Genomic DNA, 12,587 nt, shown 5'->3' with positions numbered 1-12,587 from the left:
AACAGTGCGTCATCACTTGTGTGATTTCTCCTTCGTCGAAATGACAAACTGGGTGTGCCATAATTGGGGGGACTTCGACTTCGCTTAGTCTGGCAAACTTTGTGTTTATGCTTGACTCTTCTTGCTTAATATATTTTACATTTCGCAAAGTACATCTCACATTTTACAAATTACAAAATGCGTACTCCATCAGGATTAATTTTTGAAACGTGGATTTCATAAGGTAAATTCATTTTTTCATAAACATCGCTCATGGCTTTGGCGATTTGATCGGCGGTATTTTTTCCTCTGCTTAAAGCGAAAATCGAAGGACCAGAACCTGAAATTCCTGAACCCAGAGCACCATTTTCAAGTGCCGTTTGTTTGATTTGATCAAATCCCGGAATCAAAACACTTCTTAAAGGTTCAACGATTTCGTCATGAAGAGATCTTCCAATCAAATCGTAATCTTTGGTGTATAAGCCTGCGACAAGCCCGCCTACATTTCCCCACTGCATGATGGCACTTTTGAGTGAGACGTTTTGTTTTAGTACCGAGCGTGCATCCGAAGTTTTCAATTCAATTTGAGGATGAACCACGGTAGCGAACAATTCTTCGGGGCTGTCAATTCGGATAATGTCTAAGGGCGCGTAACTTCTTACGAGCGTAAAACCGCCCAAAAGGGCAGGAGCAACATTATCGGCATGCGCGTTTCCGCTGGCTAATTTTTCGCCCTGCATAGCAAATTGCACCAAATCTTTACGGGAGTAAGGGCGTCCCAGAAGCTCATTGATTCCGAAAACCGCTCCGGCAGAACTGGCAGCACTGCTTCCGATTCCGCTTCCGGCTTTTATATGTTTATAAATTTCGATTTCGAAGCCAAAATCCAGTTCGCCTAAAGTTTCCAGCATTGCCAGAGCTGCAACCCCCGAAACGTTTTTATCAGTTTCTAAAGGCAAATTGGCTCCTTCAATTTTAGTAATTCGGACTCCTTTCTGAGCGACTTTTCGAACAATCATTTCGTCGCCCGCATTGTCTAAGCAAAGCCCAAGCACATCAAATCCACACGAAAGATTCGCGATAGTTGCCGGGCAAAATAGTTTTATTTCTTTCATTTTCTGTTGTTTCAGGTTTCAGGTTTAAAGTTTCAAGTTGCTAAACTTTGTGAGCTTAACCGCAAAGTTCGCAAGGTTTTTTCGCAAAGTTCACAAGAAAAAAACAAGGCTTTGCGAACTTTGCGTAATCCTTTGCGTGCTTTGCGGTTAAACTTCAAACCTGAAACAAAAAATTATATGTTTCCAATTCTAATTACATCCGCAAAAATTCCTGATGCGGTTACCGCGGCACCTGCTCCGGCGCCTTTGATCAGTAATGGCTGATCTACGTAGCGATCGGTGTAGAAAAGTACAATATTGTCTTTTCCTTCTAAATTGTAAAAAGGATGCTCTTTTGGAATGAATTGCAGACCAACACTTGCTTTTCCGTTTTCGAATTGTGCTACATATTTCAATCTGGAATCTTTGCTTACTGCTTCGTCATAGATTTTTGCAAAATGAGGAGCATGTTGCGTTAAAGAAGCAAAAAAGTCATCGTTGTTGGTTGTGGCAAGGCATTCAGCTGGCAGGAACGATTCGTTGGCGATTGCATCAATGTCCATTTCGTAACCGCTTTCGCGAATCAGGATCAGGATTTTACGGGCTACGTCGATTCCGCTTAAGTCAATTTTAGGATCCGGTTCTGTAAAACCTTGTACTCCGGCTTCTTTTACAACATCATGAAAAGAATTGTCTTTGTCGAAATTGTTGAATATGAAGTTCAGACTTCCGGACAGAACCGCCTGAATTTTATGTACTTTATCTCCCGAAGCGATTAAGTTTTTTACGGTATCTATAATTGGTAATCCAGCGCCAACATTGGTTTCAAATAAAAATGGAGCGTTGTATTGGCGGGATAAGTTCTTTAATTTTTTATAATTGTCATAAGCAGACGAACAGGCAATTTTGTTGCAAGTCACTACCGCAATACTCTGTTTTAAGAAATTTTCATAGGTTTCAGAAACACTCGCATTTGCAGTGATGTCGACAAAAATGCTGTTACGTAAATTCAGTTCTTTCGCACGGGCGATAAAGGCTTCTTTATTAGCGTTTTCACCTTTGTCCAGAGCCGATTGCCATTCTTTTAAGGAAATTCCGTCCTCGTCAAAAAGCATTTTTCGGGAATTAGACAAAGCGATGACGCGAACGTTAATCTTCAAATTGTCTTTTAAAAACCTTCTTTGATTGTGAATTTGCTCGATGAATTTTTCACCTACATTTCCAACACCCATCACAAATAAATTGAGCTGTTTGGTGTTTTCTTCGAAGAAGTTTTCGTGTAAAGTATTCAATGCTTTTTTAACGTCTCTTTCGTTGATTACCGTCGAGATATTACGCTCAGAAGCCCCCTGTGCAATGGCGCGGATGTTGACATTGTTTTTTCCTAAAGTGCTAAACATTCGACCACTTAAACCCTGATGGTTTTTCATGTTTTCGCCCACCAAGGCAATAATGCAAAGGTCTTTTTCGACAATACAAGGATCGATTTTATTTTGTGAAATCTCTACTTCAAAAGCTCTGTTGATCGCAGCCTCTGCATTTTCGGCATCCGAATTTAGAATTCCGATACAGATAGAATGTTCAGAAGAAGCCTGAGTAATAAAGATCACGTTGATTTTTTCCTGCGACAATACTTCAAACAAACGTTTTGATGAACCCGAAACTCCAATCATTCCAGGACCTTCAAGGGTTACTAATGAAATATTATCGATATGACTGATCCCTTTTACAACCGTATCTTTCGACGAAACCTGATCGGAAATTAGCGTTCCTTCGGCTTCCGGTTCAAAAGTATTTTTGATTAAAATGGGAATGTTTTTTCTTAAAACAGGCTGAATGGTTGGCGGGTACAGTACTTTGGCTCCAAAATGCGATAACTCCATCGCTTCCTGATACGAGATGGTTGCAATAGGGTGGGCCTGCTTCACAATTTTAGGATTGGCAGTAAACATTCCGTTAACGTCCGTCCAAATTTCCAATTGTTCTGCTTCAAGTGCTCCGGCAATAATAGCTGCAGTATAATCAGAGCCTCCACGACCCAAAGTAGTAGCGATTCCGTCAAGAGTTAAAGCAATAAACCCCGGAAGTATATTGATTTTGGATTGGTTTTCGGCAAAATATTCCCTGATCAGCTGGTTGGAAACTTCGAAATTAACAACTGCTTTTCCAAAATTGTTGTTGGTCTTAATCAGTTCACGGCTGTCCTTATAAACCGCATTTTTATCCGTTTGCTGGTACGCCTGTGCAATGATGTAAGACGAAAGCAGCTCTCCAAAACTTAAAATGGTATCTGAAGTTCGGGGAGATAATTCGCCCAGTAAAAAACAGCCGTCCAATAAAGTTTCTAAGTGATTGATGATTCTTTTTACGTGGCTTAACAAGCTGCTTTGCTCGCTAACCGGGATCAATTCTTTTAAAGTGTCTAGGTGTTTTTTCTCGATTTCGGCAACAATTTCTCTGAAACTTTCATCGTTAGCCGCCGCTTTTGCAGCTGCCAATTGCAGTAAATCAGTGACTTTGCTTAAAGCAGATACTATCACAACTAATTGATCCTGCTTAGATTTTTGATTTATAATTTCGAGAACTAGTTTTATATTTTGTGCATTGGCAACCGAAGTTCCGCCAAATTTTAATACTTTCATTTTTGATGTTTTTTAATAAGGTGCAAAGATTTTTAGTAACAAAGGTTCAAAGGTTATCAACTGTGAACTGAAACTGAAAACTGCGACTATTTTTTTTCTTTGTAAATGTTTTTTATGTATCCAATAACTCTCTTCTTCTTAGAAAAAAGTACTAGGTAACCTGGATGATATGTAAAATGTATACCCCTAAGGGGTAGTAGTTGTTGTAGTAGAAATGGTTGTAGCAGCAATTGCAACTCCGGTTTGAGTTGTTAGTGTAGAATGATATTTTGCGCTGTTACTTTTCATTTAGGTTTTTCAAAAGTACAGTTTTTTATAAAAGTTAAAAATCTTTCGGGCCTTTTTATGAATATTTTAAAAAATCAAATGGCATCAAATTAATATTGAGCTTTTGTCAGAATTGAGTCTGTTAAATTATTGGATTCGTATAAATATACGGGTTTATATTTGGTAGAGGCGGTGTTAACAAGTTGATTTTTAATCCCAAATAACACTGAAAAACGTCATTAGTCTATAAGTTTACTAGGAATTGAGTGCTTTTTTTAATTTTCTTGTTAAAATTCGAAGGGGCCATTTTGATACAGAAAAACGATCCCGATTTTGTATGATTACTATTGTGAAAAGAACAAAATCGGGGAATTTGTGAGAATCAAATTTTAATTATTAGGAATAAATGTTGCTTTTTAATATTGATTTGCTGAATTTTGAAGTCTTAAATTTAAAACAACATGAGAGAAATCCATTATATAAGTACGGAGACCTTAAGTTTAGAAGCTTTACAGGAAATTATTGTCAACCAGAAAACGCTTGAATTATCAGAAGAAGCAAAAGTAAACGTTCAGAAATGTCGTGATTATTTAGATAAAAAAATGGCTTCCCATTCAGAACCTATCTACGGAATCAATACTGGTTTTGGATCACTTTGTAATGTGAAAATTTCAAATGAAAACTTATCTCAGCTTCAGGAAAATCTAGTGAAATCACATGCTTGCGGAACCGGAGAAGAAGTTCCTGCTGAAATTGTAAAGTTGATGCTGTTGCTTAAAATTCAGTCTTTGAGCTACGGACATTCCGGAATTCAATTGCAGACCGTAGAGCGTTTGGTTGATTTTTATAATAATGATATTCTTCCTGTAATCTATACTCAGGGATCCTTGGGAGCTTCAGGAGATTTAGCGCCTTTAGCACATTTATCTTTGCCTTTATTAGGGGAGGGAGAGGTTTTATTTGAAGGAAAAAAAACAGCTGCTGCTGAAGTTTTAAAACATTTTGGCTGGGAACCTATCGTTTTACAGTCCAAAGAAGGTTTGGCTTTGCTAAACGGAACTCAGTTCATGAGTGCTTATGGAGCACATATTTTATTAAAAGCCTATAAAAATTCGTATTTGGCAGATTTAATCGGAACTATTTCATTAGAAGGTTTTGATGGAAGAATTGAGCCTTTTAACGAGTTGATTCATTTTATCCGTCCTCACAAAGGGCAAATTGTAACGGCACAACGCATTACTGAATTTTTAGACGGAAGCGAGATCATCGCTCAGGAGAAAAAACATGTACAGGATCCGTATTCTTTCCGTTGTATGCCACAGGTTCATGGTGCTTCAAAAGATGCCATTGATTATGTTAGAAAAGTATTTAAAACCGAGATCAATTCGGTTACAGATAATCCAAATATTTTTATAGAAGCCGATCAGATTATTTCGGGAGGAAATTTCCACGGACAGCCTTTGGCTTTGGCGTTGGATTTCATGGCAATTGCTTTGGCTGAATTGGGAAGTATTTCTGAAAGAAGAACTTATCAGTTGATTTCAGGATTGCGTAATCTTCCTGCGTTTTTAGTAGATAATCCGGGATTAAATTCAGGATTTATGATTCCGCAATATACTGCTGCCAGTATCGCAAGTCAGAACAAACAATTGGCAACTCCGTCAAGTATCGATAGTATCGTTTCAAGTAACGGACAGGAAGATCATGTGAGTATGGGAGCCAACGGAGCTACAAAAGCATTGCGTGTTATGGACAATCTGGAACGTATTTTGGCAATCGAATTGTTGAATGCTTCTCAGGCGATTGCTTACAGAGCGCCTTTAAAATCAAGCGATTTCATCGAAATGTTTTTGAACAGTTACAGAGAGGTCGTGCCGTTGGTTAAAGAAGACAGAATTCTGCATTATGATATTAAAAAAACAGTTGAATTCCTTGACAGTTTCCAAATTGAAAACGATTTGTTAACAATGGCTTAACATGACAAAATAATATTGAAGTAATTTTGCACTATCAAAAATATAAAAATGTCAATAAACAGTATTTTCCAATTTTTAGTGCCGAAAGACAAGAAATTCTTTCCACTTTTTGAAGAAGCTTCAAGCAATCTAATTGAGTTAGCTTCTAATTTACACGAAGCTGTAAACCTTCCATTAAAAGAAAGAGAAGTTCTTTTTCAAAAAATTGATGAGTTAGAGCAAAAAGGAGAAGACATTACACGTCAAACCAATCTTGAATTGAGTAGAAATTTTATCACTCCATTTGACAGAGAGGATATTCATACATTGATTACTTCAATTGATAACGTTGCCGATTACCTTCATGGTGCAGCAAGCAGAATGAAATTGTATCAGGTAGATAAGATTACAAAATCGATCAGAAAAATGACCGAAATCAATCTTGAAGCTTGTCAGAATATTGACAGCGCTGTAAAAGAGTTGAGTAACTTAAAAAACATGAACATTATTAAAGAAGCTTGTGCCAGAATTAATAAACTGGAGAATAAGTCGGATAATGTTTATAACAAAGCAGTTTTTGAAATTTTTGAAAACGAAACAGACGCTAAAAATATTATTAAATATAAAGAAGTGTTATCTGTTTTAGAATCAGCAACAGACAAATGTAAGAGTGTTGCGAACATACTGGAATCTATTTCTGTAAAACATTCTTAATTCAATTTATTTCATTCTGAAGTTATAATTTTATGACGCTACTTATAATTATTATAGTATTAGCTTTAATTTTTGATTACATCAATGGTTTTCATGATGCGGCAAATGCTATAGCTACCGTTGTTGCGACAAAGGTTTTGACGCCCTTTCAGGCCGTTCTTTGGGCAGCATTTTTTAACTTTCTGGCCTATTGGGTTTTTGGATTTGGTGTTGCCGATACTGTTGCTAAAACAGCGCACACCATGGAGATTAACCTGGTTGTAATTCTTGCCGGTGTTATTGCGGCTATTTGTTGGAACTTATTGACCTGGTGGTTGGGGATTCCTTCAAGTTCTTCGCATACTTTGATCGGTGGTTTTGCCGGAGCAGCAATTGCGCATGCGATTGCAGTGCACGGATTCTCAGGATATGTTGGTGAAGACGGAACAACACACTACTGGTACGAAATCGTAAGCTGGTACAAAGCAGGTAAAGATGGTGGAATGCCTTCGGGAGTTCTTATTATTATTGCTTTTATTGTCTTAGCACCATTATTGGGGGCTTTGGCTTCTTACTTAATTTCGATTTGGTTGTTAAATGCTTCTCGTAAAAGTATTGGTCCAAAGATCTTTACAGTAGCTTTGATGATAGCAACAATCTGGATGGTGAGCAGTTTAATGGTTCCTTATGAGGAGATTGTTAAGCATGGAAAACCACGTTTTGAATCTCATTTTTGGAGTGTAGCTTTTGATCCGCATAATATTAAATGGTTTTTAGTTGCTTTTATCATCTTAACGGTAAGTTTGTTTTGTTTGATATTCAGTAGTTTGAACCTTCATCAGGCAGACGCAGCGTTGAAAAAAATGCAATTGTTATCTTCTGCGGCTTTTAGTTTAGGTCACGGAGGAAATGATTCTCAAAAAGTAATGGGTATTATTGCAGCTGCAGTAGCAGTTTATATCAACACCAATCCGGGTGTACATATGGATTCCTGGTTAGATGTTGTTTTACCAAACGATGATTTAGGTGTAAAAGGAGTAATGCCGGGATGGATTCCTTTGGCTTGTTATTCTGCAATTGCAGCCGGAACTTTAAGTGGTGGATGGAAAATTGTGAAAACAATGGGTTCTAAAATCACAAAAGTAAGTTCGTTTGAAGGAGTTGCAGCTGAAACTGCGGGAGCTTTGACACTTTATTTTACAGAGCACTTAAAAATTCCGGTAAGTACTACACATACCATTACAGGTTCTATTATTGGAGTTGGATTAACAAAACGTGTTTCCGCTGTTCGTTGGGGAGTTACCGTAAGTTTAATCTGGGCCTGGATACTAACGATTCCTATTTCGGCTATATTAGCTGGTTTGGTTTACTTTGTATTGAGTGTATTTATGTAGTAAATGACTATTGTGAAATGTGAGAGGTAAATCACATTTTATCGAAATATTTTAAAGCCGATTTCAATTTGAAATCGGCTTTTTTGTTTGTTAAAACGGGTTATTTTGAAGTATAATGTATTTATATTTACTTAAAAATAAAGAAAGAAATACAGATTGAAAACAGACCTATTGAATCAGATAGAAAGAATAAAAAGAAAGTTGCTCCTGGCGAAAAATGCAGATAAAGGCTTAAAGGTTTTTGGGGCTGACAGTCATAAATATACCATTGGAAAAACGGTTAATGCCGATCAGATTATCCGTTTTGAAACCGAGTATAATCTCGAGCTTCCGGACGATTATAAAGCCTTTTTACTGCATATTGCCAATGGTGGAATATCTTATCAGGATTCAGCTGCAGGGCCGTCTTATGGAATATTTCCTTTGGGGAAAAATCTGGAGGAATTTGTTAATAGTAATCCTGAAAATTGCTTAAAGCAGGATTGTAGCATTTATCCAAAAATTAGTGATGAATTCTGGGCAGAACTAACGCAAAATATTGAAGAGAATGACGATATTTCTCAAGAAGATTTTGATGCGGAACTTGGTAAAATGTTTGGCGGAATACTGCCGATTGCCAGTCAGGGTTGTTCTTATTATTACGGACTTGTTTTAAATGGAGAATTTAAAGGACGGGTTGTAAATATTGATATCGACAGACAGAAACCCTATTTTGTTTTTGAGTCCGGTTTTTTAGATTGGTATGAAAGATGGCTTGATGAAATTATTCCTGAAAATACAATGATAGAAGAGCCTCATTTGTTTCGATATACATTAGGCGGATTGTCAGCTTACATTTTAGAAGTATATTTTTCTACAGAGGATGCTGAAACTAAGGAAGAATGTCTCAACGGAATCTTAAAAAAAGAGGTGTTAGATGTTGAAACTCTTAGTGTTTTGGAAGAACAATATAAAATAAGTTCAGGAGAAATTCAGAAAACAATACTTCAGCTGCTCACGAAGTTCGATTATGAACGCGCAAAACCGCATTTAATGGACTTTACAAAAGAGAGCCTGCTGACGGTATTTCAATTTGTATTTTGGTATGCAAAAAACAAAAGTACAGATTGGCTAGAGGTTATAAAAGCAAATGCTGATGCGATTGAAGAGGAGGAAACCTTCAGATTTTGCACGTATCTGTTGAAAGAAATGAAGCTGGATTATGGAGCTATTATTATTCCGTTTACGTCTAATAAAAGTGAGTCAATAAGAGTTAGTGCTTATTATTCGCTTGGGCAAATGAAGGATAAAAACAAGTATACTGCTGTTTTTATAGAAGGTCTTAAGGATAGTTCAAACAGAGTTATTCATACCACTTTGCAGGCATTGGATGGGGTTGAGGATAAAAGGCTTTTAAAACATTATAAAATGATTGCTGAAAAATTCCCTGTAGAAAAAGATTATATTCTGGTAAACCTCAATCATAGACTGAAAGCATATGGTTTGACCAATAAAACGATTAAGAAAGTGAATACAGATTTTGAAACCGATAATCAGGATACGAAATGGTATCAATTTTGGAAATAAAAAAAGCTGGTTTCAATCGCGAAATCAGCTTTTTTGTTTGTATTGGTATGCAGTAAATTTTATTCTTTTGTAAACAAATAATCTTTCCCGCCTTGTTTTAGTGTCATTTCTTTTTTCTCGGAGTTGAATTCCAGAACAATTCCGGCAGCATCAAATTTAAAGGCATTTGTGGCTGTAGCTTCTAAAGGAAAAGAAGGCTGACCTGTGGCCTGAGCAATTAAAGTATTGTCTTTTTGAGAAATGCTTATTTTTAACGGAATCTGTAAACTGCCATAAGTTCCGGAATAAGAATCCAGAATTGCAGGGGTAACCGCAACATTGCTAAAGACCGGCATTGTAAAGGGTTTGTTGAAATACGAATTCAAAGCGCATAACATGATGTTATTATTGTCGTAACCCATTCCGTTGGAAGTTAGAGCCAAGGCTAATTTTTCATTTGGGAAATAGCCTGCAACAGATCTGAAACCATCAATTCCGCCAGTGTGTCCGTAGCTTTTTCTTTCGTAATACGGAAATTCTAAAAGCCCCATTCCGAATTTGTCTTTAATGGTTTTCATCTGGTTTAAATGTTCTGTAGAAACTACTTTTCCGGCAAAAAGACTTTCATAAAATAGATTTAAATCAGTCGGATTAGAAACTACGGCTCCGGCTCCAAGTGGAATTGATGCATCCGTTTCGTTTTCTTTATTCCATTTCCCTTCAAGCGTATAAGAATAACATTCGTTGTTGTTCAGATTGATTTTACCGCCCAGATATGTGTTTTTTAGGTGTAAAGGTTTTGTGATCTTCAGACTTAAAATTTCGCCATAAGACTTCTTGTAAAGGTCTTCCAATATGTACGACAACAGTATGTAATTAGAATTGCTGTACTGGCCTTTTGTGCCAGGTTCAAAAACGATAGCACCGGCAGAAATGCGTTCGATCATTTTGGCTCTGGACTGGTACTGAGTGTTCCATTTTAAGTAATCGTCGTCATTGGTAAAGTCGTGTATGCCGCTTCTGTGGTTCAATAAGTTGCCAATGGTGATCGTTTTGGCGTTTTTTACCGTTGGAAAATACTTGTCGATCGTTTGGTTTAAGTTGATTTTATTTTCTTCTACCGCTTTAAGAATTAAGGATGCCGTAAAGGTTTTAGAGATCGAGCCAATTCTGTATTTGGTATTGAGGCTTGATTTTTTTTCGCTTGCAAGGTCATCAAAACCAATTGATTTGGTGTAAATTGTTTTCCCGTTTTCAGATATGGCAATACTTCCCATGTATTTGCTGTTTTTTTCTAAAAGCGCAAACAGGCTGTCGAGTTTTTTTGAATTGAAAGTTTGAGAAAAAGCGCTCGTCGTGATAAGAGCAATGCAGCAGCTGATGATGATTTTTTTCATGATGATGATTTTTGATTGATTGATTTTTTAAGTTTTAATAATAGGGTTATAAGTAAATAGGATAATACGGTTGATACTAGCATGACAGGAATAAACCAATTACCGAGAGCCTCGTAAGTGTGGTATTTGATTTGGTCCTCGGGATTCATTATTCCTAATGTGAAAACAGAAATAGAATCTTTATTGATATGAAGACCTACCTGAGAAGGATTCATGATTTTTGCAAAAATCAGGAATACAAAACCAAATAGGAAAAGGTATAAAATAGAGAAAAAGATGTACGAAATGCCATTGGTAATGTTTAATGCCAAAGCTTTGAAAACATGAACAGGATTGAATGTTTTGGTGGCTTGTTCCAGTTTTTTATCCGCAATAAGGGGTTTTAGAATCTCTTCTGGAGAACCAAGTTTTTCGATGCTGTCTAATAAAGAATCGAGTTCGTTTGTTTCGTTTCTATGTTGAATGGCTTCAAAAATATGGCTGTTAAACTCCATATAAATGTCGTCCTGATCTATTTTTGGTAGTGAAGCGGTTGTTTTTTTGATGCGCTTCATGTAGCTGTTGTAAACGCGTTGTGAAGCTTTTTGTTCGAATTTGATATCTTCTATTCTCATTGAATGATTTTTTTAATTGATTTTTCCAGATTTTCCCAGTAAATATTCATTTGGCTCAAAGTGGCGATGCCGGCTTCGGTTAAGGAATAGTATTTCCTTGGAATTCCGGTTTCCTGTTCGACCCATTTCGAATCTACCAGTTCTTCTGTTTTTAATCGGTTCATTAATGGGTATAGCGTTCCCTCTGCGATTTCTATTTCGGTATGTTTTCTTATTTGTTCGATAAGTTCATAACCATAGTACTCCTGATTTTTGAGCACATTAAGGATAATGAAAGTTAAAGTGCCTTTCTTTACCTGAGACTTCCAGTTTGTTACAAATGTTTCGTTCATGTGGCTAATGTATAACAAAATACATAGTATAACAAAGTATATAGTTAAGTTTTTTACTTTAAATGTTTAAAATGTTGATTTTTAAATATTTAAGTATGCTGTTTTATTTTTGCAGATTCTTGCGATTGTGTTTTCGCTTGTAGTGTGTTTGTTTGAGATTCTGCTTTTCTTTTGAAATAATGCTAATAGTACCGTCAATTTCCAGCATAGCAAGCTTGATATCGGTCAAATGTTCGAGACCGTGCTCACGTGCTGCTTCTTTTAATTCTTCGTGTGAAATGTCTAGTCTGCTTAAAGCTTTAAAGTCCAGTTCACCATCATGAATCAGGATTTCGGGCTTGTCGAGAAGTAAATTGCTGAGACCTTTGTATTTGTGAGTCAGTTTTTTGATGATGTAATTGATGATAAATAAGGCTAAAGCAGCAACCAAACCTCCCCAAAGACTGGTATCCGGACCAACCATTGCATTTTGAACGGAGTTGCTAATCAGTAAAATCAGAATAATATCGGCAGTGTTTAATTGCGAAAGTTCTTTTTTGCCGAAAATTCTCAAGGCAATAGTCATGAAAAAATAAACGGAAAGACTTCTTAAAATAATATCTAAATAGGGGGATAGCATCATTTCTTTTAGTGTTTGGATTAAAAAAAAACTTTGTCAAAGCATGACTTCAACAA

At 36.6% G+C, this 12,587-nt stretch carries 10 protein-coding genes; 4 read left to right on the top strand and 6 right to left on the bottom strand.

The window, feature by feature from the left end; all coding sequences use genetic code 11:
• Nucleotides 1-170: 170 nt before the first annotated feature.
• Both ACN1CN_RS03225 and thrA read right to left on the bottom strand, forming a co-directional pair.
• Nucleotides 171-1,094: a homoserine kinase gene (locus ACN1CN_RS03225; protein ID WP_419134637.1), complete on the bottom strand. Its 924-nt coding sequence runs from the start codon at nt 1,092-1,094 to the stop codon at nt 171-173.
• Between the two features lie 173 nt (nt 1,095-1,267).
• Nucleotides 1,268-3,715 carry a bifunctional aspartate kinase/homoserine dehydrogenase I gene (gene thrA, locus ACN1CN_RS03220; protein ID WP_419134636.1) on the bottom strand — a complete coding sequence of 816 codons (2,448 nt, stop codon included), beginning with the start codon at nt 3,713-3,715 and terminating at the stop codon, nt 1,268-1,270.
• A 728-nt stretch (nt 3,716-4,443) separates the two neighbouring features.
• On the opposite strand from thrA, the gene hutH reads away from it, so the two are divergent.
• The 4 genes from hutH to ACN1CN_RS03200 all read left to right on the top strand — a co-directional run bounded on the left by hutH (nt 4,444) and on the right by ACN1CN_RS03200 (nt 9,590).
• Nucleotides 4,444-5,958, top strand: a complete 1,515-nt coding sequence (gene hutH, locus ACN1CN_RS03215) for a histidine ammonia-lyase (protein WP_419134635.1) — start codon at nt 4,444-4,446, stop codon at nt 5,956-5,958.
• Nucleotides 5,959-6,006: 48 nt separating this feature from the next.
• On the top strand, nt 6,007-6,651 hold the full coding sequence (locus ACN1CN_RS03210; protein ID WP_017496503.1) for a DUF47 domain-containing protein: 645 nt from the start codon (nt 6,007-6,009) through the stop codon (nt 6,649-6,651).
• Nucleotides 6,652-6,683: 32 nt separating this feature from the next.
• Entirely contained in the window at nt 6,684-8,024 is a 1,341-nt protein-coding gene (locus ACN1CN_RS03205; protein ID WP_264523545.1) for an inorganic phosphate transporter, read from the top strand.
• A gap of 171 nt (nt 8,025-8,195) precedes the next feature.
• The gene (locus ACN1CN_RS03200; RefSeq protein WP_419134634.1) at nt 8,196-9,590 is read left to right on the top strand and encodes an SMI1/KNR4 family protein; all 1,395 of its coding nucleotides are present in this window, start codon (nt 8,196-8,198) and stop codon (nt 9,588-9,590) included.
• A gap of 59 nt (nt 9,591-9,649) precedes the next feature.
• Here ACN1CN_RS03200 and ACN1CN_RS03195 read toward each other — a convergent pair whose 3' ends face one another.
• The 4 genes from ACN1CN_RS03195 to ACN1CN_RS03180 all read right to left on the bottom strand — a co-directional run bounded on the left by ACN1CN_RS03195 (nt 9,650) and on the right by ACN1CN_RS03180 (nt 12,531).
• A complete protein-coding gene (locus ACN1CN_RS03195; protein WP_419134633.1) occupies nt 9,650-10,966 on the bottom strand; it encodes a serine hydrolase domain-containing protein in 1,317 nt (438 codons plus the stop codon).
• On the bottom strand, nt 10,963-11,580 hold the full coding sequence (locus ACN1CN_RS03190; RefSeq protein WP_419134632.1) for a hypothetical protein: 618 nt from the start codon (nt 11,578-11,580) through the stop codon (nt 10,963-10,965). Before ACN1CN_RS03190 ends, ACN1CN_RS03195 begins: the two co-directional genes overlap by 4 nt.
• Nucleotides 11,577-11,912 carry a PadR family transcriptional regulator gene (locus ACN1CN_RS03185; protein ID WP_173966663.1) on the bottom strand — a complete coding sequence of 112 codons (336 nt, stop codon included), beginning with the start codon at nt 11,910-11,912 and terminating at the stop codon, nt 11,577-11,579. The genes ACN1CN_RS03190 and ACN1CN_RS03185 overlap by 4 nt, the downstream gene beginning before the upstream one ends.
• Before the next feature lie 103 nt (nt 11,913-12,015).
• A complete protein-coding gene (locus ACN1CN_RS03180; protein WP_264526392.1) occupies nt 12,016-12,531 on the bottom strand; it encodes a DUF421 domain-containing protein in 516 nt (171 codons plus the stop codon).
• Nucleotides 12,532-12,587: the final 56 nt, after the last annotated feature.

Source organism: Flavobacterium sp. T12S277, from assembly GCF_048514875.1.
Classification (GTDB): Bacteria; Bacteroidota; Bacteroidia; order Flavobacteriales; family Flavobacteriaceae; genus Flavobacterium.
The sequence above is the reverse complement of the archived record's forward strand: the minus strand, read 5'-3'. Positions and strand labels throughout refer to the sequence as shown.